Origin of the sequence: Vibrio bivalvicida (assembly GCF_001399455.2) — a bacterium.
Classification (GTDB): Bacteria; Pseudomonadota; Gammaproteobacteria; order Enterobacterales; family Vibrionaceae; genus Vibrio; species Vibrio bivalvicida.
In genome coordinates this window covers 38,922-65,914 of sequence record NZ_LLEI02000043.1, presented here as the reverse complement: position 1 = coordinate 65,914, position 26,993 = coordinate 38,922, and the positions used below count along the sequence as shown (strand labels likewise).

22 protein-coding genes are annotated in these 26,993 nt (G+C 44.8%); 11 read left to right on the top strand and 11 right to left on the bottom strand.

Translation table 11 applies throughout. The annotated features are described in order from the left end of the window. Nucleotides 1-3: 3 nt before the first annotated feature. The gene (locus tag APB76_RS14655) at nt 4-2,532 is read left to right on the top strand and encodes an ABC transporter permease (protein ID WP_054961725.1); all 2,529 of its coding nucleotides are present in this window, start codon (nt 4-6) and stop codon (nt 2,530-2,532) included. Beyond that, a complete protein-coding gene (locus APB76_RS14650; protein WP_054961724.1) occupies nt 2,532-3,641 on the top strand; it encodes a lipocalin-like domain-containing protein in 1,110 nt (369 codons plus the stop codon). The genes APB76_RS14655 and APB76_RS14650 overlap by 1 nt, the downstream gene beginning before the upstream one ends. A gap of 44 nt (nt 3,642-3,685) precedes the next feature. Here the strand turns inward: APB76_RS14650 and APB76_RS14645 are convergent, their stop codons facing one another. Both APB76_RS14645 and APB76_RS14640 read right to left on the bottom strand, forming a co-directional pair. Continuing rightward, nucleotides 3,686-5,080, bottom strand: coding sequence for an MATE family efflux transporter (locus APB76_RS14645; RefSeq protein WP_054961723.1), 1,395 nt, complete (start codon nt 5,078-5,080; stop codon nt 3,686-3,688). Then, on the bottom strand, nt 5,070-6,149 hold the full coding sequence (locus APB76_RS14640) for a phosphotransferase enzyme family protein (RefSeq protein WP_049845811.1): 1,080 nt from the start codon (nt 6,147-6,149) through the stop codon (nt 5,070-5,072). The genes APB76_RS14645 and APB76_RS14640 overlap by 11 nt, the downstream gene beginning before the upstream one ends. 274 nt (nt 6,150-6,423) lie before the next feature. On the opposite strand from APB76_RS14640, the gene APB76_RS14635 reads away from it, so the two are divergent. Further along, nucleotides 6,424-6,690 carry a DUF2999 family protein gene (locus tag APB76_RS14635; RefSeq protein WP_004746427.1) on the top strand — a complete coding sequence of 89 codons (267 nt, stop codon included), beginning with the start codon at nt 6,424-6,426 and terminating at the stop codon, nt 6,688-6,690. A gap of 92 nt (nt 6,691-6,782) precedes the next feature. Here the strand turns inward: APB76_RS14635 and APB76_RS14630 are convergent, their stop codons facing one another. Both APB76_RS14630 and APB76_RS14625 read right to left on the bottom strand, forming a co-directional pair. Next, a complete protein-coding gene (locus APB76_RS14630) occupies nt 6,783-7,370 on the bottom strand; it encodes a GNAT family N-acetyltransferase (RefSeq protein ID WP_054961722.1) in 588 nt (195 codons plus the stop codon). Between the two features lie 95 nt (nt 7,371-7,465). Beyond that, nucleotides 7,466-8,317: a helix-turn-helix domain-containing protein gene (locus APB76_RS14625; protein ID WP_054961721.1), complete on the bottom strand. Its 852-nt coding sequence runs from the start codon at nt 8,315-8,317 to the stop codon at nt 7,466-7,468. A 145-nt stretch (nt 8,318-8,462) separates the two neighbouring features. Between APB76_RS14625 and APB76_RS14620 the strand changes: the two genes are divergently transcribed. After that, nucleotides 8,463-9,362, top strand: coding sequence for an AraC family transcriptional regulator (locus APB76_RS14620; protein WP_054961720.1), 900 nt, complete (start codon nt 8,463-8,465; stop codon nt 9,360-9,362). A 110-nt stretch (nt 9,363-9,472) separates the two neighbouring features. On the opposite strand, the gene norW is transcribed toward APB76_RS14620, so the two are convergent. Both norW and norV read right to left on the bottom strand, forming a co-directional pair. Further along, nucleotides 9,473-10,612 (bottom strand): NADH:flavorubredoxin reductase NorW, encoded by a 1,140-nt coding sequence (norW, locus tag APB76_RS14615; RefSeq protein WP_054961719.1) that lies wholly within the window; start codon nt 10,610-10,612, stop codon nt 9,473-9,475. Then, on the bottom strand, nt 10,612-12,093 hold the full coding sequence (norV, locus tag APB76_RS14610; RefSeq protein ID WP_054961718.1) for an anaerobic nitric oxide reductase flavorubredoxin: 1,482 nt from the start codon (nt 12,091-12,093) through the stop codon (nt 10,612-10,614). The genes norW and norV overlap by 1 nt, the downstream gene beginning before the upstream one ends. A gap of 485 nt (nt 12,094-12,578) precedes the next feature. Between norV and APB76_RS14605 the strand changes: the two genes are divergently transcribed. From APB76_RS14605 to APB76_RS14595, 3 genes are all read left to right on the top strand, one after another. Then, entirely contained in the window at nt 12,579-13,676 is a 1,098-nt protein-coding gene (locus APB76_RS14605; protein WP_054961717.1) for a YdcF family protein, read from the top strand. Between the two features lie 492 nt (nt 13,677-14,168). Next, complete coding sequence (locus APB76_RS14600) at nt 14,169-14,930, top strand: hypothetical protein (RefSeq protein ID WP_237767913.1); 762 nt, start codon at nt 14,169-14,171, stop codon at nt 14,928-14,930. Between the two features lie 5 nt (nt 14,931-14,935). After that, nucleotides 14,936-16,177 carry a hypothetical protein gene (locus APB76_RS14595; protein ID WP_054961715.1) on the top strand — a complete coding sequence of 414 codons (1,242 nt, stop codon included), beginning with the start codon at nt 14,936-14,938 and terminating at the stop codon, nt 16,175-16,177. A 145-nt stretch (nt 16,178-16,322) separates the two neighbouring features. Here the strand turns inward: APB76_RS14595 and APB76_RS14590 are convergent, their stop codons facing one another. Continuing rightward, nucleotides 16,323-17,081, bottom strand: coding sequence for an isocitrate lyase/PEP mutase family protein (locus APB76_RS14590; RefSeq protein ID WP_054961714.1), 759 nt, complete (start codon nt 17,079-17,081; stop codon nt 16,323-16,325). A 336-nt stretch (nt 17,082-17,417) separates the two neighbouring features. On the opposite strand from APB76_RS14590, the gene APB76_RS14585 reads away from it, so the two are divergent. The 4 genes from APB76_RS14585 (at nt 17,418) to APB76_RS14570 (ending at nt 22,648) form a co-directional block, all read left to right on the top strand. Then, nucleotides 17,418-17,777, top strand: coding sequence for a YciI family protein (locus APB76_RS14585; protein ID WP_049845818.1), 360 nt, complete (start codon nt 17,418-17,420; stop codon nt 17,775-17,777). Nucleotides 17,778-17,780: 3 nt separating this feature from the next. Continuing rightward, on the top strand, nt 17,781-19,010 hold the full coding sequence (locus APB76_RS14580) for an RNA polymerase sigma factor (RefSeq protein WP_049845819.1): 1,230 nt from the start codon (nt 17,781-17,783) through the stop codon (nt 19,008-19,010). A 374-nt stretch (nt 19,011-19,384) separates the two neighbouring features. Next, entirely contained in the window at nt 19,385-20,722 is a 1,338-nt protein-coding gene (locus tag APB76_RS14575; RefSeq protein WP_054961713.1) for a hypothetical protein, read from the top strand. An 84-nt stretch (nt 20,723-20,806) separates the two neighbouring features. Continuing rightward, entirely contained in the window at nt 20,807-22,648 is a 1,842-nt protein-coding gene (locus APB76_RS14570; RefSeq protein WP_049845820.1) for a phospholipase D-like domain-containing protein, read from the top strand. 307 nt (nt 22,649-22,955) lie between these two features. Here the strand turns inward: APB76_RS14570 and APB76_RS14565 are convergent, their stop codons facing one another. The 4 genes from APB76_RS14565 to ectA all read right to left on the bottom strand — a co-directional run bounded on the left by APB76_RS14565 (nt 22,956) and on the right by ectA (nt 26,681). Next, complete coding sequence (locus APB76_RS14565; protein ID WP_049845821.1) at nt 22,956-24,383, bottom strand: aspartate kinase; 1,428 nt, start codon at nt 24,381-24,383, stop codon at nt 22,956-22,958. Between the two features lie 71 nt (nt 24,384-24,454). Beyond that, nucleotides 24,455-24,841, bottom strand: a complete 387-nt coding sequence (locus APB76_RS14560) for an ectoine synthase (RefSeq protein WP_049845822.1) — start codon at nt 24,839-24,841, stop codon at nt 24,455-24,457. Between the two features lie 14 nt (nt 24,842-24,855). Next, nucleotides 24,856-26,124 (bottom strand): diaminobutyrate--2-oxoglutarate transaminase, encoded by a 1,269-nt coding sequence (ectB, locus tag APB76_RS14555; RefSeq protein ID WP_049845823.1) that lies wholly within the window; start codon nt 26,122-26,124, stop codon nt 24,856-24,858. A gap of 11 nt (nt 26,125-26,135) precedes the next feature. Then, complete coding sequence (gene ectA, locus APB76_RS14550) at nt 26,136-26,681, bottom strand: diaminobutyrate acetyltransferase (RefSeq protein WP_049845942.1); 546 nt, start codon at nt 26,679-26,681, stop codon at nt 26,136-26,138. Between the last annotated feature and the right edge of the window lie 312 nt (nt 26,682-26,993).

Below are 26,993 nucleotides of genomic sequence, written 5' to 3'. Positions count from 1 at the left end.
ACCATGACTCAGGTTAGATTCTCGCGTATCAGACTCACACATATTCGACTCGCATTAAATCTGTTCGCGGCGCATTATCGCCAAGCTCCCCTTCAGGCAGCCGCAATTCTGATTGGTATCGTGCTGGCGGTAACCTTGTTTGTAGCCGTGCAATCAATCAACCTCAATGCTAAGCGCAGCTATGCGGAATCCACCGAGCAACTGAGTGCTCAAGCGCAAAATCTGATTATTCCACCAGCGGGGCAAAACTATTTGCCTGAATCGCTCTACTTCAGCCTCAGACAAAACGGACTCAGTGCAGCCTTACCCGTAATTGAAGGGCGAGTTCGGGACAAGCAAGGTCGTCGCTGGTCAGTACAAGGTAGCGAATTAATTGCTGCCATCTCGTCACGCTCTCGCTATTCAACCCACAACGAGCAATCATCTGGCAGCGAGCAAAACATTTCTCTATTCGACAGTGCTTTACCACTCCCTGAACTTTTAGCAGGCGAACCCATAGTGATGATGAGCCTGTCGCAACACCGAAACTTAGGCGAAGTAGAAACGCTGACTCTGGATGAAGTTCCGACCCGTGTCGTCGTATTACCCGATGAGTGGCAATTGGGCAGCCGAATGTTGATGGATATTGGCTTTGCCCAGCAGTTGCTCAACAAACAAGGACAGCTCAGTTACATTGCCATTTTCGACACTGGCTTCAATACAGGTAATAACGCACAAGCAAAATGGCAACACCTCATCGGCGAGCAAGGCCAATGGATCGCCAACAATCAAAGCACGGACCTTGGTTCACTCACTGATAGCTTCCACCTCAACCTTACCGCGATGAGCCTGTTAGCATTTCTGGTTGGTCTGTTTATCGTTTACAACGGCGTGAAGTACAGCTTACTCAAACGCAATCGGCTGTTAGTCCAAATCCAACAAGCGGGGGTTGGGCAAAACATGGTGTTCACCGCACTGCTGATTGAACTGACCATTCTGGTTACCCTCGGCGCTTCACTCGGTTTTGTATTGGGCATGCAGCTCAGCCATTGGCTGCACCCAACCATTGCGCTCACGCTTGAACAACTTTACGGAGCAACACTGCTTCCTGGCACTTGGCAGTGGCAATGGTGGGCGCAAGCGCTGCTGCTAACCCTAGCTGCAACACTATTGGCGTGTTGGCAGCACTCTAAACAACGCGTGAACCAGCCGCTCTCTTCTCATGGCGGTTTTTATCAAGCCCCAGAAACGTCTAGCGAAAACCAATTGTTCATGGTTGGCATAATGTTGACTGCTGCGGCGCTCGCTGGATTATGGCTGAGTGAGCATCACCGTTTTACTATGGCGTGGCTCGGCGTACTTGTCGTGTCGATTCCTCTGTATCTGCCTAAAACACTCAGCGTACTAGCCAACGAATGTGAAAGGCGTACCCGTTCAGGCTTGATGCACTACCTGTTCGCTGAACTGCGCGAGCTCATTTCTCCGCTTTCTCTCGCCATGATGGCACTGCTGCTTGCGGTAACAGCCAATATAGGAATGAACACCTTGGTTGGCAGCTTTGAATCGACGTTAAAACAATGGCTCGAACAGAGGCTTCATGCTGACATTTACGTTAGCCCCGCACAGGGTGAGATTGCCAATGTAGAAAGCGCATTAGAGCAATTTGACGGGGTTGAGACGGTCTACAAACAATACTATGTCGACGATAACGTACAAGGCTTGCCCACTTTACTCGGCACCAAAGACAAGGATACCTTAGAGCAAACCATGGTGTTCCAATCGCACCTTGATAACTTCTGGCAACGCTTTTACCAAGGTGAATTGGTCGCCATCAGTGAGCCGACTGCGGTCAAACTCAGCTTATCGCTCGATAGCGAACTTCAGCTCGATGCAGTTCCAAACAAAACTCTGCGTATCGGGGCGATATTCCATGATTACGGTTCACCCAATGGTGAAGTATTATTGGCTCCAAAGTTGTGGCGTGAAAGCGGCTTTACCAACTTGCCCACCAGCCTTGGTGTCAAAGTCTCTGGCGACCCAGACGTCGTCTACGACCAACTGCGTAAGCAATTGAATCTGCACCCAAGTCAGCTTTACGATCAGGCGCAAATCAAATCCATCGCGCTCGATATTTTCTCGCAGACCTTCGCCATTACGCGCGCTCTCAATGGTGTAACCCTGATGGTCGCAGTGATTGGCTTATTTAGTGCTTGTTTTATGTTGCTCGACGCACGCAAAGCCGCCATTGCGAGACTGTACGCGCTTGGCGTCAGTCGCCGCAAACTAATGACCATGGTCATCGGGCAAATCGTCGCTTTGGTCAGCTTTACTTTGGTTATCGCTCTACCACTCGGCGCTATGGTCGGTTATGTACTAACGGACATCGTTACCCTGCGCGCCTTTGGTTGGAGCCTAAGTTACCTGTGGAGTTGGAGTGATGCCCTCAGCATTGTGGCAATCACTATCTTTGTCGCGGTAGTTGCGACCCTGATTCCGCTGTGGCGATTGGTCAGTAAACCTGTCGTGTCTAGTTTGCAAAGCGAGGTGCTGTAATGAATCAATTTGCACGCAATCTCACTTGGCTAATGAGCTGCTCGTTGCTGCTTGGTTGTGAAAAGCCTCAGGAGCAAAATATGGCAATGCTATTAGGCAGTGGAGAGACTCAAAGCGAGAGCAATCCATTCACTCCTGTAGTTAAGGGCGTTGAACTCAACTTCCCTGCCGATCATCAAGCACACCCAAGTTTTCGTCATGAATGGTGGTATTTAACGGCGAATTTAATCGATGAAAGTGGCAATCCACTCGGTGTTCAGTGGACACAGTTTCGCTTTGCTGCCGCGCCAGAAGATGGGAAAAACAAAGCGCAAAAAACCGTATGGCAGAGCCAACAAATTTATATGGCGCATAGCGCAGTAACCACGCCAGACAAGCATTTTGCCGATGAGAAATGGTCACGCGACCAAGCTTCGCTAGCAGGCGTTGATGTGTCGCCATTTCGGGTTTATCTCGACGATTGGCAGTGGCAATCTTCAACCGACGACCTTTTCCCCGCCACACTCAATGCCAGTTCAGAGCAGTTTGGCTTCTCTCTGACACTCACTAGCGGTGCACCTTATCAGAAACAGGGCGAGCAAGGTTACAGCACCAAAAGTGCCGATGGTCAGGTGGCTTCGTATTACTATAGCCAACCGTTTATTGAGGTTTCTGGCAAAGTCATTATTGATGGCCACACTCATCAGGTAACGGGTAAAGGTTGGATAGACAGAGAGTGGAGCTCGCAGTTCTTGCTCGACTCACAACAAGGTTGGGACTGGTTTGCCTTAAGACTAAGTGACGAAACCAGCTTGGTAGTGTTCCAGTTGCGAGATTCCAATACCGGAAAAGCCAGTTACTCTAGCGCCAGACTGATGCGACAAGACGGCTCGGGTATTGCCATTTCATCCAATGAGATTCAATTGAACGCAACCAAACAAACTGAAATCCAAGGGCGTAATTATCCAACCGAGTGGCAAGTGGCTATTCCGAGTCAGCAAATCGAGCTTGTGGTTTCAGCGCTCAACCCCAACGCTAACATGCCCCTTTCAGTCCCCTATTGGGAAGGCCCAGTGCGTATCGAGGGGACTCATTCGGGTACGGGGTATATGGAGTTAACGGGTTATTAAGCCGAAAAAATCGCCGCACTTAAGCGGCGACTTTGTACCAATTGCTAGCCTGCAGCGACTTGAGTTTTACTCCGCTCCGCAAGATTGTTTAGCCAATCATCTTTTTGTAGCTGACGGATAAACAGATATGACTTAAAGATCTCTTCGAGCGAAATGCCAATAAAAGCGCCTATGAGCCCTAGATCAAAACCAACCCCCAGTAGAAGACTGGCAGGAGCCCCCATAAAAGCAAAACTTTTCAAAGTGATATTCATCACCGATTTAGTATCACCGCCCGCGCGAAGTATTCCCGGAATAACCGAATTTACCGCAGTAAAAAATAGCGATCCCGCGAGAATCCACAGACACCAATAAGCTTGTTGATAAGTTTCCGCTTGGATCTGATACAAACCCAGCAACGGATGAGCGAGTAAGACCAATAATGTCACCGGTATCGACATCAAAATAACGCCTGCCCAAATAGCTGCTCTGGCTGTGATCTTGGCTTGCTCAAGTTCCCCTGCACCCAGTAACTTACCGATATAAATACCCGTCGCCTGCTGCAAGCCTCCTACGGGCAACATGAATAGGCCTTTAAAGGTTCTGACAATCGCATATCCTGCGTACGCTATCGCGCCAATACTATTCATCAGCACGGTATAAAATACGCGCGCGCCTTGCCAATAAAAACCATCAATACTGTTGGGGTAGCCAAGCTGGATGATCTGTTTTAGCTCTGACCACTGACCCCACTTGAAACCGCCAAGACGGCGATAGATCATAACGAAGAGAACCAACGCTTGTCCGAGACTGGCGATTAAAGTGGCAAATGCCGCCCCCAAAAGCCCTAGAGGGGTAAACATGGGCCCCGTACTTCCAGGAAGGTCCAAGCCAAATATCAGTACATAGTTACCAATAAAGTTGACGATGTTAAAGGCCACCGAAACCTTAACCGGGGTTTTGGTATCTCCCGTCGCATTAAATACCGCCGCAATCACCTGTGACAACAGCATAGCGGGAACAGCAAAAGCAACAATGTGTAGATAACCCGATGCAACCTCGGGTACTTGTGACCATTGCTCTACTGGCAAAAACAGATCTGTAGTGAGAAGCGCCACCAACGGTTTAGCTAACACATAGAAAATGCCACCAAGGAGCAAACCACAGCCCCCACCAGCGACAATCATAGTATGGGCTATCTGTTCAACTTTTCGCTCCTGCTGCGCCCCACTAAACTGGGAGATTAAAATACTTCCCCCTGTTGTCAGCGCTGCAAAGAGAAGAAAGCTAAACGAGAGTAGTTGACCGACGTTACCTTGCGCTGAAATAGCTAGCTCACCCAGCTGTCCTATCATCAAGGAGTCAACAAAGCCCATCAATGAAAATAAAACGCCTTGCAGCATGATGGGTAGTGCCAGCCCGACAATAGGGCCAACCAGTGCATATCGACTACGCCACATCACTCAGTACCTTTTCTATCGCCAGCATATTCAGTCGCACATTACGTTCCACTTGAGACAACTCCCATTCGAACCATTTCACATGCTCTAGACACTCTTGCTCGCTATTGGTGAAGTCGAAGAAGTGAAAGATATACAAGGGGACCGCTTGAGCAAAGAGAGGCACTAACGCTAGCTCGCTGTCATTTAAGCTTGATACTTGACGATATTGGCGAATAATTATTTGCCAAACTTGAACCAGAAGATTCAACAAGAGATCTTCAGGAATTACGTGATCCCAAGCTTCCAACTGCTCGATGCTGTAATGACGACGCACCAACTTAAAGCCAAGTATTCGGCTAGTCCAAAAGATGTCTGCCAGACGATAATCTAGGCGGCTAAAGTCAAAATCGATTAGCTTGGTGTACCCCCCGTCTTGGTCATAGAAGAGGTTATAACAGTGTAAGTCGCCATGAATAAAGCACTGCTTGGCTTTGTCTAACTCCGATTGATTAATTTCACTCTCAAGTTGGTTAAGCAGTGATTTCAGCTTTGGCAAATACTCACTCATTTGCTTAAATGATTCACGTCCCTCTACCACACACGCTTCAATTTGTGCCAGTTTATCTCTATGCGTAGCCATACCTAAAAAGGTGGTACGCGAATTAGGATACGGCGGCGTAAATTGCTCCGTTGCGTGGTGAAAGTTCGCCATTGCACGAATGGTTTCTTGATGCGCTTTGTCAGGGATTTCACTTGACCAGTTGTACGTCATATCAGAGCAATATTTGGTCATGACATAGATTTCGCCATCAAAATCCACATACAAGTTGCCCTCTTTATCTGGGACAATTTCTGGTGTCGAACATCCATTGCTGTTGAGCTGTTCTATCAACGCAACTTCGTTACTAATCAACTCTTTGGTGTTACTTTTAAAGCACTTCTTTAGTACATAACGACCATGTTCCGTCGGCACAATATAGACTTCATTAGCCATACCGAAATAACACAGTGTGAGGTTGTCATTAGGGAAAATTTGGTATTGATCGAATACGAACTGTATTCGTCGCTGCACAGGTTCTGCTGCCATGCGTATTGCTACTCCATAAGTAACCGCTCACGCGGTGAAATTAAAATATAAAGATGAGTAGAGGATGTGGGGAGCGCAAAAGACTACCAATACAACACACATACACACAGTGCGCCGAGTCACATATGAACAAGTTAAATAGATAAAACAACAGATGATTCACTGAACTTATAAGGCATCGCCATAAGCACAAACAGTGTTAGAGCTATTCAATCTCAGCGCCCAAGTGATAAACTGCTGCGCAAAGTCATCAATAGATTGAAAAGGAAATATGATGAACCCGATTATTGCACTGCTGAAAGAGAACAACATCAGCGACGAACAGATCAATGAAATCTTCCAAACTCTTACTCAGAACCCTCTTGCAGCGATGGCAACAATCAGCCAACTAGGTCTGCCACAAGACAAGCTACAAATGCTGATGGCACAAGTGATGCAAAACCCTGCGCTAATCAAAGAAGCCGTCGATGAGCTAGGCTTAGATTTTTCAAAAGTTGAAGAAGCAAAAGAGAAGCTTCAAAGCCAAAACCAAGGCAACTAAGACCTAGAGTCTATTAATATAAAAAAGGCCGCTAACCCGATCATGGGCATAGCGGCCTTTTTGTTTGCTGTTTAAACGCACCGTTTGTTCAATTAACGATTGAAAGAGGCGAATTGCTCTGCGGTCATACCGTAGTAAAGTTTGTCTTCCAAGCCTTGCTCTAGCTTGTAATAGTCTTTCTGACGTCCTTCTTGGCTAAAACCGCATTTCTCTAACGTTTTGTATGAACCCACATTCGATGAGTAGCAATCTGCACTGACTTTATGCGCCTTAAGCTCGGTAAACCCAATCTCCGTCATCATTTGGCACGCACGAGTCGCAATGCCTTTGCCCCATGCGTAGGTCGGTAGCTGATAACCTACCTCGTAGTTGCCTGTTAGGAACATTACCGACGTCACAGCACACATCCCCATGTATTTGCCTTGCTGATCACGAATGACAAACGTCGGGCTCTCTGGCCAAACGTCATCTTTGATCGCTTGAGCCGTGTTCTCAATGATTGGGCCAAAGAAACCTTCATATAGGCTATCGTCAGCCGGGGCGAAGAACAGATACTTGTTGACCTTATCGCTATTTAACATCTCGATAATATCTTTTAGATCAGACGCTTGAACCAGTTGAATGAACAAGGACTCATTGAATGGGATGGCTTGGCCTTGTTTTAGTTTTTGATATGACATGTGTTACCTCGTTATCTGGCAACTATCTTAGTGGAATCAACCAGAGAATAATTGGACTTTTGCGACAACTTGCTTGTCTTGGTCACCGCAAGTTCCTATTCGAAGTCACCGTAGATATCTATCGTCAGGTCGCGCTTTTGCAAATACTTGTTCGGCGTTTTTCTAAGCTGCTGCTTGAGCGAGCGTATCAAGTGTGACTGATCACTAAAGCCAAATTGCTGAGAAAAACTCACCCAATCAATCGCCTCTTGTTGTTCGTAGAGTGCTAAAATCATCTGCTCAAGACGGGCCATTTGTTGATACTGCTTAACGCTCAGGCCAACCACCTGCTTGAAACTGCGCTCTAACGTTCTTCGAGAACACGCGCACTGCGCCGCAATCTGTTCGATATCTATCGCGAGCTCTGGTGAACTTAACGCTTGTGCGTCCATCACCGCGATTGCCTTCTGCGATACCAAAAACGGCTTGGCTCGACAGGATTCAATCCTTAAAGTGTCTAAGTGACGTTTTATCGAATCTAACAAGGCTTCTGGTGAGCCTTGTTGCCATAGCGCTTGTTGAAAATCTTCATCAAATAACGGGCTCAGCCAATCAAACCACTGACACTTGTTAACCGCATTGACTTGGGCACCATCGTAACGAGCAGATTGGAGAGCATAGAGTCCTTCAGGTCGAAAGGTAATACCGATGCGTTTAATCGGAGCCTCATCCTCTAATAGAAGAAGGTTTTCATTCGCAGTCAGTAAGTGACTGCCTTTGCCACGAAGTAAGGTTTCACCGTTGTCATAGCTGTAGGCTTGATGCTTGGGAGTGAACAGCAAATGAGCGCGTGGATTGGGAATAAGATGAGGTTTGGGATCAATCGCTTCACCATGTTCAACCTCTAAGTACCAGACTTGGTGAATAAGCCACTCGTAATCGGCTAAGTGCTGCTTCCAAGCGATCATGGTTGTCCTTGCTTACCGGGAAATAAGCAATAAGTGTGACTCAATTGCTCAGTGTGTGCTACGCATTTATCAAAACTCCATTTTTAAATTGAACTTACTTACTGTACGCTTATACAGTCATTTTAAAGCAAGGGTGAGCTCAGTAATGCGCGTTGATTATCAAAAGCGACTGATTCCAGTGATTCGTTATCTGGAAAAGAACTTCAACCAACCACTAAATTTGCCAGAAGTCGCAGCCCTAGCGAATCTGTCTCCTTATCACTTCCATCGCACCTTCAAAGCCGTGCAAGGAGAAACCCTCGCTGATTTTGTCAGACGTTTGCGGTTGCAGTCAGCAGCCGACGATTTGTTTAAATCAAAACAACCCGTGTTAAACATTGCATTGGAGTACGGTTTTTCCTCTTCACAGAGCCTAGCTAAAGCGTTTCAGCAACATTATGGGGTAACGCCAAGCGCTTTTCGTGATTGCGAAAACTACCAGCAATTTTCTGAATTATCGCGAAACAGCAAGATTGGACACACGCTGCGCAAGAATGGAAACGCAGACAAACCTAGCGATTCATATACTGGCTCTGAACTAACAACGTGGAGCAACAAAATGGAAACGCAAAACTTTACAGCGACAAAACTGGCTTATGTACGAGTGACAGGCCCTTACGGTGAAGGCTACAAAGAAGCAGCAGATCGACTCTACCAATGGGCAGGAATGAAAGGGTTAGCGGAGAATACTTGTATCTTCATCTATCACGACAACCCTGAGGTTACTCCAAGTGACAAATGTCGTACCGATATCTGTTTGATGGTGCCTGAGGAAACAGACGTAATCAATGGCATAGAACTACAAGATTTTCCCGGTGGCGAATACGCAGTGATGCGCCAGAACATCACACAGCACAGCCAATATGCGCTCGCTTGGGATGATTTGATGAGTAAAGTGATCGAAACAGGGCTAGAAAACGATGACAGACCTTGCTTCGAGCTCTACCACAGCTACGACCCACAAACCCAGCATGCTGACGTCAGTTTTTGTACTGCGATTAAGTAACTGAAGACTGTAGTGATCAGTCCCCCCAATAGTGACTAACTATCGGGGGGAATATTAACTCCGATTACAATAATCTAGGCTGTTTCGGCTCACAACCTTATTGTTGTCCGCTAGGATGATTGAAGCTCCCGAAGCAATGGAAAAGCGGCTTTGGAGTGCTGACCTGTGACGACAAATCCAACCAACTGGTTTTCATCGTTATAAGCTTTAGCTTTAATTCCATCAGCCAGAAACTCTGCTTCCCAACGACAGGCTGTATCGACATCGCGCCCAGCAAGCTGAATAGGATAACTAGGCGTTTTTACCTTGGTCATGATATGTGGCAACACTAAACTGCCTTCACCCGTGGTCAACTGCTTTGCCAAAACATTCGCTGCCAGTATAGCAGGCTGAAGATACGCGAGTATGCGTCCTTCGATCTCAGCGCAATCGCCAATTGCATACACATCCTTTGCACTTGTTGCCATTGCAGAATCCACCACAATGCCACGATTCGTTTTGAGCCCCGCTTGTTCGGCTAACGCTATGTTAGGTAGAATACCTGCCGCCGCTATCACTTCATCCACTTCAATGTATCTTGGCGCTGAAGTCTGAAGCAGTAAGCCATCGTCCACCTTTGACACTTTTGCGATGCTAGAACTCGTCTCAACGCCAATCCCTGAATCAATCAGTTCACGTTCTAGCTCAATGGAGACGAACGGCGGGATCAGATTGCCAAGCAAGTAAGGTGCAGGTTCTATGATTGTCACCTGTTTGCCTGCAATACGCAGATCGAGTGCTAACTCAACCCCGATTAAACCTCCGCCTACTACAGCGATTCGCTGAGCAGCATCGACCTGCGATTTGCATTTCTTGAACTCTTTCAGGCTATTGAGAGTTAATACATCGTCACGTTGCAATCCCTTGGTAGGGGGAATGAAGGTACTCGCACCAGTAGCCAAGACCAACTTCGAATAGAGATACCTATTTCCTTCGGCATAAACACTATGCTCTTCAACATCAATGTGATTGACCAAGGTGTTGGTACGGATGGTCACATTGTATTGTTCTGCCAGTGCCTGTGCTGTATTCAGCACCAACTCATCAGGCTGTTGCTCTTTACTAAACACATGAGACAGGCTTGGCTTGTTGTACTCAATCCCTTCATCGGCAGTGATTAACTCGATGGCAATCTGCTCATCCGTTTTTCGCAGCATCTTGATTGTTTGCAGGGCAGCGAAACCGCCGCCCACAATAATGATTGGATTCATCACTTCACCTCGACGAAGACTTCTTTGCCTAACTGACACTCAGGGCATAGGAACCAGTCTGGTAGATCTTCGAATGAAGTACCCGGGTCAATATCTTGATTCGGTTCACCGAGTTGTGGGTCATAAATCCACTCACAAACAGTACAACGCCAGCATGTGCAGTTTGAGTCATGTTCATCTCTGGCATCAGTGGCTTGAGTTTGCACTTCTTGAGCGACTTGAGGTTCATCTTCCAATCTCTCAACTGTACGCTCTACTTGTTTAGGTTGGTTTAAATTTTCACTTCCAACACGCCATACATGTGCCAATGTAGAACCATAATCCATACACTCGCGTAGTGCACCAGTATCCGGTTTCCAGTGAATGTGTTGCGGTTGGCTAACGTCAAAGCCAGCCTCACGTAGTCGGGTATCAATACGTTTAACCGCGCCACCAGTCCAACCTGAGGAGCCAAACGCAGCCGCTTTCTTACCAGAGAAACGTAGTCCGTGAATCTCTTCTAACAGAGCTGCGATTTGCGGCATCATCACGTTGTTCATCGTTGACGAACCGACCAGCACACCTTTTGAACGAAAAACGTTGGCGAGAATTTCATTCTTATCATGGATAGAGATGTTAAAGACTTTAATCGCGGTCTCAGGGCTACCTTTACGAATACCTTTCGCAATCGCATCAGCCATCATGCGCGTGTTGTTAGACATAGTGTCGTACACGATGGTAATGCGGTCTTCCTTATAGGATTGTGCCCACTCATAATATTGCTCAACAATCTGTGTCGCATTCTCTCGCCAAATACAGCCATGTGACGTCGCAATCACATCAATAGGAACACCAAGGCTCAACACTTCCTCTATCTTGGCTTTAACCAATGGGGCAAATGGGGTCAGAATGTTAGAGAAATAACGCAGGCATTGTTCGTGTAGCTCAACTTGGTCAAGCTGATCATTAAATAGGTTCTCATCACAGTAATGCTGACCAAATGCATCATTACTGAATAGAACATTATCTTCAGTTAAGTAGCTCGCCATAGAATCCGGCCAATGCAGCATTTTCATTTCAACGAAAACGAGTGACTTACCGTTACCCACATCGAGAGTGTCACCCGTTTTAACCGTTCTAAAGTTCCAGTTTGGGTTATGGTGATGACCGACAATTGAAGTTACGCCCGCTTCAGTACAGTAAATTGGCGTATTTGGAATCTTAGCCATAAGTGCGGATAGCGCACCTGCATGGTCCTCTTCGGCATGTTGACAAATAATGTAGTCTATTTCGTTAAGGTCGATTTCCATTTCCAAGTTTGCAATGAATTGCTCACTAAAGCGGTGATCCACCGTATCAACCAAGACAGTCTTCTCTTCACGAATCAAGTACGAGTTATAACTCGTTCCTTTGTTCAAATGGTATTCCTTACCATGAAAATGTTCTGTTTCCCAATCATGGATACCGACCCAGTGGACATTTGATTTAACGTGAATAGTCATAATGTATATACCTTGTGCTAGTTACTAACCTCTCTATTGCACTCCTTGTGCCAAATTATTAAATAATTGTATTTAAAGGAATTTATCAAAATTCATTCATCGAAAACAAGTCAATATGACACCATATACGAATTGTCTTATTGACACTAAAAGTTAAAATGACTCTATATATTTTTCAATGTAAATTAAGTGTTATTAGAATATGAATAAATGTTGCTTAATGATGATTTTGAAACACTTCGCCCCCCACTAGAGCGTTCTAGTCATCACCAACGTATCGACTAAATCCGTATCAATTCACCTTATTCATCATTTTTATCAATAACATAGAGGAGCCACTCTGTGATCTTCCTTCGTATTTTTGAACCACTAACAACTCAATCAATATAAAGTGCGAGTTAATTCACGGTTTATCTGAGAGGTAATTTTACACTGCAAAAAATCCGTCGACTTAGATCGACACATAACAACACTAGGATCCCCTAATGAAGAAGAACATCATTGCCCTCGCCCTAGGTAGCGTTATCGCTTTAACTGCTGCGCCTTACTCTTTTGCCGCTAACGACTCTACAGTACAAGCCACAACGGATTACGCCCAACTCGTCACCAAAAGACAGGTGGTTGATCAGCTTCTGAGCGATGCTGTAAAAGCATTTAAATCACCGGCTCGAATCTCTCATGCTGGGTTCACTGCGAAAATGCCAAGCAATATGGAGATCGTTACCGATCGCTTACTAGAGGCATACGAGCTAGAACCATACCGAACTGATCTTCTTATCTCTGCGGCTAACGCTCAGATTTATAACAAGAATGTTGATCTTGCGATTGAGCTATTTGAGCAAGCGCTGACTGTGGCACCGGATGATGTCGATCTACATGCCTACCTCGCTGTATGGCAACGCTTTAAAGGCAACCAAGCTGAATCAAGCAAACACATGGATGCTTTATCTAAACTCAATGCAGGTAAAGCGGCTGACATGAAGCGAATTTTCTCGACAGTGGATCGCGTGCTAGAGACGCCACTAAAAGAGAAAGCAGCGAAAGGTAAGTTAGAAGATAAGGGAGCGATTGTTACTCTGGGTTACGCATTAAACCCAGATGGCTCAATGCACCAGATCTTAGTTGAGCGTCTTGAAACCACTTTGGCAATGGCAAAAGCGAACCCAGATGCGCTTATCGTGCTAACGGGTGGCGTACCAAAAAACCACAAAACCGAAGGCAAGTTGATGGCTGACTGGCTGATCGCGAAAGGCGTCAGCAAAGACAGAATCATTGAAGAAAACTACGCCACCAGCACCGTTGGCAACGCACTATTTAGTAGCTATGCCCTTGCCCGCCACAACATCAAACATGCAACCATCATTAGCTCTGCAAGCCATGTTCGTCGTGGTCAGACACTGTTTGAAATTGCAAGCTGGCAAACAGGCCCACAAGGCATCACGTTCGATACAGTCAGCTACCCAGATAAGCCGCTAAAAGAACTCACCAAAGCGAGCGACAGTGAGCTACTAGGAATCTACCGCGATGCCCTTCGAACCTACGGCATGTGGAGCTACCGCTCATACCCGTTAGAGTCTCGCTAAGATAACAAACAAGAAGGTCGCGTGATGCGACCTTTTTATTTTCTGGATCAGGGTTCGGTGAGAACTGTTGGTTTCTATTGAGGTGAAGGCAACATTGACTGTGCTAATGACTTTGGGTACTAGAGTTATTTTTGGACAAAGATGAGTCAGTTACTTAGCCAAGTTGCATTAGATGAGGTATTGCAAACCTTGTTGCTCTCTAAAACTAACGGTTTTCGCTTAACTAAAGGTTGATTGTTCTCAAAGCAATATTTAGGGCACCTAATTTCCTTGATCTGGGTTACACATGATACTCACCAATCTGCACATCTATATTTACAGTGCATTGTAAGAAAATGATACAATTCCTCATCTTACATATATTGATAGGGTGACAGAGTGCCAGAGTGGATTCTAAAGCTTGTAACAGCAGTAACTTCGGTTAAGACAGCCTTAAAGCTATTTGTGTTTGTGCTGCTTCTAGTATTCTTTTGGAGCTTCACAAGTGCTTTCATGGCTTCGAAGAGGCTACCAAATGAATACATCCCCTACATACTTATGCTGACCGCTTACAGCCTTTCCCACTTATCCATAGAGCTTTTGTATTGGCTGAAATCTTGGAACAAGCGTAGACAAGACAAAAATGAAGAGTCACTTCAACAAAAGCAAGCACTAGAGGCTGCAAGGAAAAAGGTAAAGTCTAAGGTATCGGCATTTAGACGAGAAGTTGAATCAACGCTACCTCACCTCGATAGAACAGAGTTTTCACTATTAAAAAGAATGCTATCCGAAAGCGTATCTTTAGAGCGAAATAGAGACCCTGCTCTTCACTTTCATAACATTGGTTACATCAGAGCCATAGGGCGCAAGAGCTTCTCTGAAAACGTCTACGAGTTGCATCCAATTGTTCGAGATTGTTTAACGAACTACCTCGCAGAAGAACGTAAAAAGACCTTGATAGCCTTTTCTAACGACTTAAAAGATGAAGAAAAAGAGTTTTTGCGAATCTTCTTTGAACAGGAAATCCCTTTTGGAGTACCAGAGCAAGAAGAGAAGATGCCTTCTAACGTGTTTAACGCAAAATACAATATGGTGAGGAGTGAAATTATCACCGAAGAAGGTTACTCGTTTACCTTACCCGAAGATACGAAAGAGAGACTTATCGAAGATAATCACTTTGAAGTGTGCTATCGAAACCTTGCTGAACTGGATGGGCATTACATTCTAGCAGTCCAAGCTAGAGGTTCAGGAGCTATAGGTTCAATGAGAAGGTAGAACCAATGTCAGATAACAAAAAACTATCTCAAACAAAGCTATTCAAAGCAGCAATAGGAGTACCGATTTTAGGCTCATTTGCATTGGGTTACGTGCTCCACACCTATGAAGATGCACCCAAGCTACTAGCTGACTTCTGGACGACCTTCAAAATACCTATGACTATCGCCTCTTTGAGCATTCCTTTAGTTGCTTGGGTTACTGCTAACCACCGTTCAGAGCAGACTATGAAGGGTTTAGAGCTACAAAAGGACAAGCGTCTTTATGAAATGTATTACGAGCAACAAAAGCATTTTGAAAAAGTCATGGGAAGACGGGTAAAGAATGCGAAGTTCAAGTATATAACAGAGGAAGATTTACCTGTAATTTTCTCAGAATTGTACGAGTTCAACCGCATTCAAGAAAAAGGCGAAGTCACCTTAAAGCCGACTGCTGTAACGGAAGTGAATAGGTTTGTTATTCAGACAGGTGAAATCCTTTATAGCTTTTACGAGCATTTCTCGGAGCACAAAGAAAAGAACCCCGACCAAAAACGAGCTCTAGATGGTTTCATTCACCAGTTGTATACACATCTCCAAAACAACCTGCATAAGCTTAGTGATGACATAGGGGTTAGGTTCATAGACTTGTCAGATTCTAGTGTAGAGATATTCAGCAGAGCCTATTCAGAAGTCATTCATCTAGCGTATTACATGGGTGACGACTTTAAAGAGGTATGGGATGTGTCACCAGAAGAAGATGGAAATTCTAGAGACCAGAACATATTAAATACCTTTAGTGCTATCGAAGAGGTTATACGTGGTCATATGGGTGTAGTTGGTGAGGCAAGCTTTAGCAACCTAGAACATGACGTAGCATCTAGAGAAGTCATCAAGATGGCTAATGCGTCACCTTTACAGAACCTAGTAAAAAATTCGTGTCAGAAGTTATTGGAAGACCTAACCAATCGCTTTGAATTTGAAGATATAGCCGTAATTGAAGGTAAATACGAAAAATTCCAGTTCCCTACGAGGGAAGAACTACCAACACTTAAACTATGGTTCGATGAAATCTCAGATAGTGAGGGTGATTTAGTGCTAACTACCCCAGACAGCGAGCATAGAGCTAGATTCACTATCCTAGATGAAAAGGTTGAAGTTGATGGAAAAGAACAGACTAAATACACCATTGATGACGATATGGGTGAGAAGTTCATAAAGCTATCTTTACAATCTCTTAGTTCTGTTTTTTGTAGTTCGGCAGACTAACTTTGACAAAACCTACAAACTTGTAGATGTTCTAGGGTTAGAAAAAGTAAGTTATTGCACCACTTTATCTGCACTATTAATAGATTTAACTAAAACGTTTTGGGGCAAAAGTGTTTCAGCCAAAAGTGGCTGAAACTAATAAAGGCTATTTAAATAATGCCTCAAAAGATTGCTCTCTTTTAATTGAAGCCAAGCTAGAAGATAAAGAGGCAAGCATTGCCTCATGTACAAAATTGCCCATGCTTATGCGTTTTACACCTAGTTTTTTAAGTTCTGAAAAACTAGGTAATCCCGGAAGGCACATTACATTTATCGGCAGTGAGGTGCTATCGACAACTGATTTGATATCATCTTTTTTATTGATACATGGTAGGAAAATGCCATCAGCGCCCGCCTGTTGGTATCGATTAATTCTCTCGATGCTAGTTACAAGAGGCTCTTCAACATTAAGTAGGAACGCGTCACTTCTGACATTAATAAAAATTTCAAGGCCTGCTTCGCGAATACATTCTCTAACTTTTTCTAAAGTTTTGCTGAACAGAGCGCTGTCACACAAGCACCTTTCACCGTCTACCACGACACTGTCTTCTATGTTGACTCCAACAACACCAATTTTAACTAACTCAATCATATTCTTTGCTATGATTTCGGGTGTCTCTCCGTAGCCGGACTCAAGATCTACGGTCAAAGGCAGTTCTGTTGACTTCACAATTGCTTTTACAATCGACAAAAGGTCTTCGAAACGGATATTTTCTCCATCTTCCTTTCCAAGATTTTTAGCAATAGCTGCGCTAGAAGTACCAATAACAGAAAACCCGACACTTTCGGCGATTTTCGCGCTTGGTACATCCCATACATTACCAATAACTAGTGGTTCTTCCATTTCATGCATATTCTTGAACATACCTTTTACTCCAGTTTGCTTTTATATTAAATACTTTCAACTAGATACTAACAACAGAAGATAAATAAGATGCGCCATTTTCGGAACTGAATAATAGATATTTGCAAGGCCTATATTCATTTGGCTCTCTGCTGCATTAGATCAAATAGGTCAATAGCCAACGTAATGGCATCTGTCCTTCTATCTAAAGACACCTAGCACAAATCTCGCAATTGATAACTGTTTATTCTCTGTACTATTGTACATTCGCAAGGCAAAAAATTTTTAGTTCATGTCGAAAATGGCAAAGCGAAAACGTCCTTGAGTAGGAAACAACAAACCAGAAGGAAATCCAAGATGAAATATATGCTTTTGCTTTATGCCGCACCAGATAAAGAGCCAGTATTTGGCACGCCTGAATTTGACAAGATGATGGCAGATTTTGCCCTTACCTCTGAGACATTCGAAAAAGATGGCGTGCTTGTTGGTGGCGAGGGATTGGAGGGGGTAGAAACGGCAACTTCACTGAGAATCCACTCCGGTAAGGTGGAAACCATGGACGGTCCCTTTGCAGAAACACGCGAAAACTTGGGGGGATACTACATCGTTGACGTGCCCGACTTGGACGCCGCATTGAAATGTGCAGCAATCATTCCCGTGGCTAAGTTCGGCACCATCGAGGTCCGCCCTTTGCTGAATTACAACGAAGCTGATTAACGTATGAATAACGCCTCTTCAAAAGCGATCCCGGTCAGTCGTATTATTCATGATCTCTTGCATCAAGACAGAGGGCTGCTTTTGGCGGGGCTTATTTCGCGCCTTAATGATTTTCAGTTAGCCGAGGATGCCCTACAGGAAGCAACAATATCGGCCTTGAAACACTGGACTCGGTCCGGGCCACCTCATAACCCTATGGCTTGGCTAATGAGAGTCGGCTTAAATAAGGGAATTGACCAGATTCGTCGGGTGCAACGAGAGCAACGTAAGACGGTGGATCTAGCTGACCATTTTACCGCAGACTTAGAGTATGACGTTCATGAAACCATTCCGGATGAGCGTTTACGGCTCATCTTTACCTGCTGTCATCCAGCCTTGGAAGAAAAATCGCGTATCGCGTTGACCCTACGTACGGTCTGCAATTTAACGACCAAGGAAATCGCCGCCGCTTTCCTAGATAACGAAAAAGCCATGGGACAACGACTGTATCGCGCGAAAACATCGATTAAAGCCAAAGGCATTCCGTTCTCTACCCCAGAAACAGACAAATGGGGTGACAGATTGGAAACGGTGCTTAAAACCATCTATTTGATATTCACCACTGGCTATGTAACAGAAGACGAGAGCCCACGTTCCCTATGCCAAGAGGGCATCTTTTTGGCCAGACTTCTGATGACACTGCGACCCAATGAACCAGAAGTAGAAGGTATACTGGCATTAATGTTATTTACCGATGCGAGAAGCGCGGCTCGAATCAATGTTAGTGGTGCCATAGTGCCAGTTGAAGAACAAGACAGCACATTATGGCAGCAAATCAATATTGATGAAGCTCAATGCATCCTTTCCAAGGCTATCGAAAAAAGGCGACCTGGCCCTTTTCAGATCAAGGCAGCAATTGCAGACTGTCATATGATGAAACCCAAGCCCGATTGGATTCAGATGTCTTTGCTTTATCAATCACTATGGCGCTTCGAACCTACTCCAGTTGTCACCTTGAACTGGGCAGTAGTGCTTGCAGAAACAGAACGCGCAGAACTTGCGCTCAAGAAGTTGGACGAGTTAAAAGAAGACCTTAAAGATTACCAACCTTGGTACGCGGCACGTGCGCATATTCTCAGCAAATTAGGGCAAAAAACAGAAGCTAGCATTTTTTATAAACTGGCAATTGAGAAGGCGCCAAGTACCGCGACGCGTGTTTTTTTGCAGTTGAGATTACGAGAATTAACACATTGATTTGGTCTTGCTTAACATGGCTTTGGACAGCGATGAGTCAGTTACAACTATAGTCATAAATTAGCAAAAGCTAAATTAATGCTAGTATGGAGAACTCAGATAGGCAAAATGCAAGACCTAGCCCCGATATTCGCATTCAGATATTAAAACTCCCAGGATTAAATCAATAACGCTCTCGGGCAGTAATATATAAACAGAACCTGATTCCCGTTTAGAAAAAAGTCACCCCCGGAAACTCAACAATAGGCATTGCATTAAATTGCATAGAATTATTTGAACACAATCTATTTACTGTTAGTATCTCGATCTCAGCAAATTATGAATTCACTTCAAACTATAAAACACATTTTCGACTATTTTTTGGACTAGGGCATATGAATATAAGAAGGCGAGATTTCCTTAAATCCGGCCTGATAGGCGGTTCAGGCTTACTTGTAAGCACCTCTCTTCCGGCTCTGCCGAAATTCTCACTGACTGAGAAAACAGGTGTAATGACGGTATCTTTCTCTGGTACAGCCTGTACCCGTGACGAAGGGGAAGTATCACGTGAAGCAAGTGATAAGAATATATACCTTCCTTCAACAGGCTATATACCTGTCAGAATCATAAACGAGCTGAAAGGTGTTGGAATAACAGTAAGGGGAGCCGGTGAGAATGACTGGGCACACACCAGAGACACCAGTGAGCCATTAATGGTCAACGGACCGCTCAATGCACCAGATGACCTGCTGTCAGATATTTCTAACTATATAAGCGGAAATCAGTACAGAAAATATAAAGAATCTCTTATGGGCTGGACTATGCCAGCTTTAGCACTACACGGCGCAAACCTAGCGGCCGCAACTAAAGCGAACGTAATTAATTTCATTGGCCATAGCCGGGGAGCTTGCGAAGCCATCATGGCGGCTTGGTTCTTGTATGCGTATGGCGATGAAAAGACACGTACCACCCCAGTAAATATTTTTGCCATTGATCCTGTTCCAGGGCCTGGTACATGGTGGAGTATCCTCACTCAACTGCCACCGAATGTTGTCAACTACGTGGGCGTTTATTCCTGGGATCAGTCATACAACTTAAATGTACAGGATCATGCTTTCCAGGCACTGGTGCCGCGGCCAAACGGAAGAATGAGAAACGAAAACAATGAAATAGTTATCCATAACCAGTCTTGGTGGGACTGGATCATGAGATACCCCGGCTGGGCAAGTATGGCAAATCAGGCACAGCAAGCCGATCCCCTCGCCCCTGACAGCAACCGCCCTCAGCCGATTGGTTATGAACTCTATGCATGTCGGGGCCGACACAGCACAGTAGCTGGAAATACTACCAGTGACAGTTACTACTCGGCTGACAAAGCAAGTGATTCGGTAGCTCCCGTTCCAGAGCTGGTCTACAAAATGGCCAGAGGCTATTTAACCAAATGGGGGACGAATTTCGACGTCCCTTGCGCAGTTGAGAAAAGTGTTTTAGAGCTAAGAAAAGAAATTCATACCTTCCATCGTGAATTCGACATTATGGGAGGAGGAGAAACTCGAAACAGTAACACTCTTCCCGGAAGACCATATGTCCGCCGAGTCTCTTCTATATGGGGTCGTAACCCGAACGATACCTATTATATGGACGACGTAGTAGGCGATCCTCCGTATAAGTTGGCTTACCCAGTAACCACTGAGAGAAGAAACAAGGGCTGGGTTGACTGGAAGTTTTTATAACTCTTAGACCAACCGTTGACTAAATTAAGTAAAAGTCCACTTACCGATTGCCGAGCTGTTTATAAACAGCAAGTTAGAGTGAAGATGAGTAAAATAGAATCAATCAAAGCAGAACTATCAAAGAAAGAACTTTTCTATCATGACAGTGATGTGAACTATGTAAGACTACTTGATACCCCTAGTATCTGGGGAATGCCATTTGGCCCAGAAATAATGCCTAGAGCAATTGCGCGCCAAGGGGAATTTGAACGGGCTATTGTTGAGATAGTGCAGAAGACACGTTATCGATGCGATATCTCATCGCTCAATAGTCCCGACCCTGACTGGGCAAGAGCAATACTGGGGGCGATAGATACCGCACTTACCAACCCTATGGATCGAAACGAACCTCCACAATTCAGGTTCATATTTGGTCAGACGCCACTTTACCCTATCAATGAGCCTGACAACCTTATTGATTTTAAAGCCGCTTTGATCCGCTTAATCAGAACACGCTCAGAGTACTGGGAGATCATGCCTGAGTTTGTCGTAGGCAGATTCTATCAGCGGGTCTCTGGCTCTTGGATGTCAGCACAGAAGAAATTTCTTCCCGAATCATTAATTTCTGATTCAGATACGAAGATGACCTGGAACCACACCAAGATCATTGCCTGTGATGGTGTTGAATCCCTAGTTGGAGGCCACAACCTAAATATGGACCTGTTCCGAAGCTATCCGCCTGTTCATGACGTATCAGTCGTAGTCCACGGTGCAGCTAGTTTAGGTGCTCAGCTATTCCTTAACGAGTTATGGACGGCAGATACATTTCTGCTAACCAAAGAGTCATTAGATACCGACAACCTAGTCTGGAACAACAGGGATAACGAGCCTAGTTATCCAAATGACCCTTTCGAGCTTAGTTATGTACAGGACTACATACAGGAAAAGCAGAACAATATTCTCGAGACCCATCGAACTGGCATCCAACCCGGCACTGACTCTGAGATCCCTGTTTTACCTCCTTTGCCTGCCGTCGATGAAATCGAAAAGTTTGACTTACGCTCGGTTTCAGATCTCGATGCCAATGTTTTTGAAGAACGTCTTGTATACAACTCTTACGACAAGCTGGAGAACTATAAAAAAACAGACCGGATTCTGACCGTGGGCAAATACTGGACCGGCCCTAACCGGGATACCGATTTTAAGATAGGCTCAGAGATAATGAAAAAGAGCCTTATCCTGAATGCTAAACATACTATCCGTATGTCACAACAGGATATAATTAGTGCCTGGAAAAAGAACTGGAAAGATCATGTTGTATGCCACTGGATTATAGAGGCATTGCTGAAAAACGAGGAGTTGACTGTTCAGATAGTTGTCTCTCCGTTAGACGCCGGAGCAGGTGCAGAAGGTGATCAATACTCTTTTGGCTCCGGGGCCATACGAACATTTGGGTTGATGGAGTATTACATGACCCATGATGCAAAGACTGATCAACTATTTGACGACAGTGATGGCAAACGTAAAAACGCGCTGTCACGTCTTTTCATCGCACCGTTCTTCTTCACAGACAAAGTACCGGCAGACAAACTAACCGAAGGTGAAACATACAAGTGGCCAAACCTTCCTGAAGAAGGAAAAACAGCGACATTGAAAACCCAGCCACTATCAGAGAGACCACCTAGCCAAGGCATCATCGGACACCCATTCTGGACTACTGTCAGTGCCAGCGGGTACTTCTATGGGCCTGTCAACTCTGCCCCCGGTAATCACGCAAAAGTTATGATTGTAGACGACGAAGTCTGTATCGTTGGTTCAGACAACCTTTACCCAGGCAATTTGGCGGAGGTCAATTACCTTATCGAAGGTGAACCAGTTGACGACTTGCTTGAATCTTACTGGAACCCCCTGTGGAAATACTCAAGTCCGCACGCATACTCAGGTTAATTCTTTCGAACAATGAGGGCGCGTTTAACGCCCTCTTGATGGCCCCATCAAAACAATAAAAATAAAATATTTCACCTACTACATCTATTTGTCATCCATGGTTTCGAATACCCCCGGGGCACACTATTCAAATATGTACAGAGTTGTACGGGCAGACACCTTAGTAACTAGAACTGTACTCATGCATAACTGTCGCGATAAATTACACCAAAAATTTCCACTACTTATTATTTTGAGCTTCATGAATGAATCAAGTGATGGCGAATGGGCTTGGTTTCTTCTTGCAACTGCCGAACGAGCCGAGCATTCACACTGCTAAGCTATGTAGCGAGCGCTTTTTTCGATTAAAAAACACCTCATGCAGTGCGCATATCGAAGGCTGATACTCATTGTCATCAACAACAAACTGCACATTCACATTTCTCATCGATGAATGAACGGCGATAGGAGTAATACTTTGCTCCATTAACGCTAACACACCTTTTGCGAGTGCTTGGTTGGTGTCAAATTGAGATCCTATTGCAGAAATGAGGGCAACCATTCGGCCTTTTATGTTTGCGTTAGGGAATCGCTTCTCTGTTTTGTACAGAACTTTGTTCAATGCATCGCTGCTGCCAGTGAGGTAATGTGTCATTGAGTTAGCATTCATCTCTTTACCCACCAATTTCACTCGTGCGTCTGTGATGATTTGCATTAAGTCGTAGCTGACATTGTCTACACAACCAACCATAGTTTGATCGAACAGATGTAAGGCAAAGACTTTCTCTTTACCAGCAATGATTTCAACCTTGTCCACCGTTGGTCGAAAAGCCCCGGAGATCAGTGTCCCTGGGTGCCGCGGTTCAAAGGTGTTTTTGATCTGCAACTCGATACCACTTTCACGTAGGCCTGCTGCTGCATTAGGGTGAATCGCTTCCATACCCAAATTGGCAAGTTGATCTGCTACGTCATAGTTGGTCTTTCCCAATGGCAGAACTTTATCAGAGCCAACAACGCGAGGGTCAGCCGAGCTAAGGTGGTACTCTTTATGAATGATCGCCAAATCAGCATTGGTTAATGAGGCGATACGACTAAATGTCATTTCACTATAGCCGCGATCATAAGTGGACATTAACCCTTCTTTGCAAGACGCGTATCCGGTGACGATAGGTAACTCTTTGCTTATGTCGATATCTGCAAACGCTTTTAGAATGCAATCATCTAAGCTACTAGGAACCTGTGTATCCCAGCCTGACAAGTCAACAAACCTTGAGTTTGTGCCGATATTTTTGAGTTTGAGTGCAGTGTTATACGCACTGTGCGCTTCACCTATAGAGGAAAGAAACTCTCTAACTTGGGGTAGGTAGTGTCGCAGCGAAAACTGACCATATTGGCAAGTTTCCATGATGTTAGAGATACAGACTTTCGCTTCTGAAATCCGAGAGCGAATAAATTTGTCTGCACGAAGGCGGTTCATTGGGTCGGCAAAGATATTGTCGTTTATGAGTAACATTCTTTGTTCTACGTAGTCTAGCGCCTGTTGCCAACTCGCATCTCGCTGAGCGACTAACTGATACACACCCGGCTTACTGGTTTTTTTACATTCAAGCAAAGCATCAGTGATTCCACTGTAAGCGGAAACCACAAATACTCGGTTGTAAGTTTCTTCATTTCCTTTTTTGATCAGTATGTTATCTAGTACAGCATCGAATGCTGTCATCGAAGTACCGCCGATTTTCTCTACGGTATAAGTCATGATACGGCCTTTGGTTGGTAGGGTTCGTGGCGAAAGAAAGGCTAGCCCTATTGACTAGCCAGAAAGGGCAATCAGTCAATAAGCGGGTAAACACCGTTCTCATCATGGGTTTCTTTACCCGTGATTGGTGGATTAAATACACAAGCCATCACCATCTCTTTCCCTTCGTATGCACGGAGATAATGCTCATCATGCTGATCTAGGATGTAGAGCGTCCCCGGCTTGATTGGGTAGGTTGTTCCACCGACAACTTCTATCTCTCCCTCGCCACTCATACAGTAGACGGACTCCAAATGATTTTGGTAATGGATATGCGTTTCTGTATTCTCAAAAATGGTGGTGATATGGAATGAAAAACCCATATTGTCATCTTTGAGTAACATACGAACGCTTTCCCATGTTTCTGAGGCAACTCTGCGCTCGCTATCGCGGCATTCTTCTAAAGTGCGAACAATCATTATTTTCTTCCTATTTACGATGCTTTCTTAAACTGTTGTTGGATCACGACTTCGACGGCATGTTTAAATATGTCCAAGCCTGTTTCTAACTCAGATTCAGTAATCGTAAGTGGTGCGAAAAACTTCAACACTTCGTCATTTGGTCCAGCTGTCTCAATAATTAAGCCATTGTCAAAGCAAGCTTTCGCGATCTCGCCAGCCAGTTGTCCGTTGCTGCACTCAATGCCGATCATCATCCCACGCCCCTTTTGTTTAACGAACATGCCTGGGTGGCGGGCCAAAATAGAGGCAATCACCTCGGAAACCATGGCTGAGCAGTTCGAAATGTGCTGTTCGAATGGTTTGTTGTCAGCCCAATACATTTCGATTGCTTGAGTGGCAGTAACAAAAGCGTGGTTGTTGCCACGAAAGGTACCGTTATGTTCGCCAGGTTTCCAAATATCAAGTTCAGGCTTGAGTAGCACGATTGCCATAGGCAAACCGTATCCACCAATTGATTTAGATAAGGTCACCATATCAGGCTTAATACCTGCAGGTTCAAAGCTAAAGAACGTACCCGTGCGCCCACATCCGGCTTGAATATCATCGACAATCACTAAAATATCATTCTGTTTGCAGATTTTGCTTAGGCGTTGCAACCACGCGTTTGAAGCAACGTTGAGCCCACCTTCGCCCTGTACAGTTTCAACAAGCACAGCCGCAGGTTTATCGACCCCAGCTGAGTTGTCACTTAACATTGTTTCAAATAGTGTCAGCCCATCAATGCCCGCATAGCCCTCAAAAGGTATACGAGTGACATTGTTTAAACTTACCCCTGCTCCTTGTCGATGGTGCTGATTGCCTGTTGCCGCCAAGGCACCGGATGTACAGCCATGAAAGCCATTGGTGAAGGCGACGATAGAGCTGCGCCCCTTAGCTTTTCTGGCTAACTTAAGTGCCGCTTCAACGGCGTTGGTGCCTGTAGGCCCTGTAAACTGAACTTTGTAGTTAAGGCCTCTTGGTTCTAGTACATGACTCTGCAACGCGTTGAGGAATTCAGCCTTAGCACCAGAATGCATGTCGAGTCCATGCGTAATACCATCAGCTTCGATGTAATTGAGCAGTGCTTGTTTAAATATCGGGTTGTTATGACCGTAATTGAGTGACCCCGCCCCAGCAAGAAAATCTAGGTACTTTTCACCGGATTCAGTCTCTAGCCAACACCCTTTTGCTTTCGTAAAAACAACCGGGAAGCTGTTGCAGTAAGAGCGAACTTGCGATTCTTGCTTGTCAAAAATATCCATGATTAGACCGTTTATCTATCCTGTGATGTGAGTGGGATGCGATACAAATACTCCGTATCGTGTTTACCCTTGAAATGTGTCGTTTGATCGAGAAATGTTGAAACGCTACCTTGTTGACCATTTTGCGCATCGAGCTTTTTGAATAGCGCCCAAGACGCCCCGTTTTCACGGGTAATCGTCGTTTCAATCGCATCAATGCCTTGCAGAGAGTCTTTAGTCAAAAGTACTTGAAGCATCTGATATGCAAGGCCTTTACCTCGGTGCTTGGGGGCAACCGCGACCTGCCAAATAAAAAGCGTACTCGGTTCTTCTGGTTTGCGATAACCGGAAATAAAGCCGGAGATCTCTCCTTCGTAGCGGGCTAAGAGGCATGTTTGGCGAAAGTGAGTGGATTGCAAAAAATTGCAGTAAGAGGAGTTGGTATCTAGTGGTGGACACTGGGCAATAAGATTAAAAATGTCATCTCCATCTTCCGCGTTAGGTTCACTAAATGATCCATACTGCGTGGACTCCTCAACGATTTCTGGGTAAGCCACCCAAGGTGCTGATACGATCATAGGAATGTGCATTTACTTTGTACTCTAAACAAATATACCTCTTATTATCACGCAAATAGTGACCTAAAAAGCAAATTAACCCTCAATAAATGCGCATAAATATGACTCAAGTCACAATTATGACCATATTAATCAAAATGTAATTATATTTGAAGACTAATGTTTTGTACTTAAATGTTTTACTATGACAAAACATGGGGGAGATTTGGTAAATCTATTTCATGATCTGGGCAGTGAAATAAAGACACCAACAGACAAAGAAATAAGCACATAATAAACAATGAGTTACAGTGGCGGCAGTTAGATTCCCTC

What these genes read in the sequence shown, in the direction of transcription:
- APB76_RS14640 (WP_049845811.1), bottom strand. Translation starts at nt 6,149, where the DNA reads ATGGCAGCAGAACCTGTGCAGCGACGAATACAGTTCGTATTCGATCAA.
- APB76_RS14590 (WP_054961714.1), bottom strand. Translation starts at nt 17,081, where the DNA reads ATGTTCAAGAATATGCATGAAATGGAAGAACCACTAGTTATTGGTAAT.
- APB76_RS14645 (WP_054961723.1), bottom strand. Translation starts at nt 5,080, where the DNA reads ATGTGGCGTAGTCGATATGCACTGGTTGGCCCTATTGTCGGGCTGGCA.
- APB76_RS14580 (WP_049845819.1), top strand. Translation starts at nt 17,781, where the DNA reads ATGAATAACGCCTCTTCAAAAGCGATCCCGGTCAGTCGTATTATTCAT.
- APB76_RS14560 (WP_049845822.1), bottom strand. Translation starts at nt 24,841, where the DNA reads ATGATTGTTCGCACTTTAGAAGAATGCCGCGATAGCGAGCGCAGAGTT.
- APB76_RS14655 (WP_054961725.1), top strand. Translation starts at nt 4, where the DNA reads ATGACTCAGGTTAGATTCTCGCGTATCAGACTCACACATATTCGACTC.
- norW (WP_054961719.1), bottom strand. Translation starts at nt 10,612, where the DNA reads ATGAATCCAATCATTATTGTGGGCGGCGGTTTCGCTGCCCTGCAAACA.
- APB76_RS14565 (WP_049845821.1), bottom strand. Translation starts at nt 24,383, where the DNA reads ATGACTTATACCGTAGAGAAAATCGGCGGTACTTCGATGACAGCATTC.
- ectB (WP_049845823.1), bottom strand. Translation starts at nt 26,124, where the DNA reads ATGGATATTTTTGACAAGCAAGAATCGCAAGTTCGCTCTTACTGCAAC.
- APB76_RS14630 (WP_054961722.1), bottom strand. Translation starts at nt 7,370, where the DNA reads ATGTCATATCAAAAACTAAAACAAGGCCAAGCCATCCCATTCAATGAG.
- APB76_RS14620 (WP_054961720.1), top strand. Translation starts at nt 8,463, where the DNA reads ATGCGCGTTGATTATCAAAAGCGACTGATTCCAGTGATTCGTTATCTG.
- ectA (WP_049845942.1), bottom strand. Translation starts at nt 26,681, where the DNA reads ATGATCGTATCAGCACCTTGGGTGGCTTACCCAGAAATCGTTGAGGAG.
- APB76_RS14585 (WP_049845818.1), top strand. Translation starts at nt 17,418, where the DNA reads ATGAAATATATGCTTTTGCTTTATGCCGCACCAGATAAAGAGCCAGTA.
- APB76_RS14600 (WP_237767913.1), top strand. Translation starts at nt 14,169, where the DNA reads ATGGCTTCGAAGAGGCTACCAAATGAATACATCCCCTACATACTTATG.
- APB76_RS14635 (WP_004746427.1), top strand. Translation starts at nt 6,424, where the DNA reads ATGAACCCGATTATTGCACTGCTGAAAGAGAACAACATCAGCGACGAA.
- norV (WP_054961718.1), bottom strand. Translation starts at nt 12,093, where the DNA reads ATGACTATTCACGTTAAATCAAATGTCCACTGGGTCGGTATCCATGAT.
- APB76_RS14595 (WP_054961715.1), top strand. Translation starts at nt 14,936, where the DNA reads ATGTCAGATAACAAAAAACTATCTCAAACAAAGCTATTCAAAGCAGCA.
- APB76_RS14575 (WP_054961713.1), top strand. Translation starts at nt 19,385, where the DNA reads ATGAATATAAGAAGGCGAGATTTCCTTAAATCCGGCCTGATAGGCGGT.
- APB76_RS14570 (WP_049845820.1), top strand. Translation starts at nt 20,807, where the DNA reads ATGAGTAAAATAGAATCAATCAAAGCAGAACTATCAAAGAAAGAACTT.
- APB76_RS14625 (WP_054961721.1), bottom strand. Translation starts at nt 8,317, where the DNA reads ATGATCGCTTGGAAGCAGCACTTAGCCGATTACGAGTGGCTTATTCAC.
- APB76_RS14605 (WP_054961717.1), top strand. Translation starts at nt 12,579, where the DNA reads ATGAAGAAGAACATCATTGCCCTCGCCCTAGGTAGCGTTATCGCTTTA.
- APB76_RS14650 (WP_054961724.1), top strand. Translation starts at nt 2,532, where the DNA reads ATGAATCAATTTGCACGCAATCTCACTTGGCTAATGAGCTGCTCGTTG.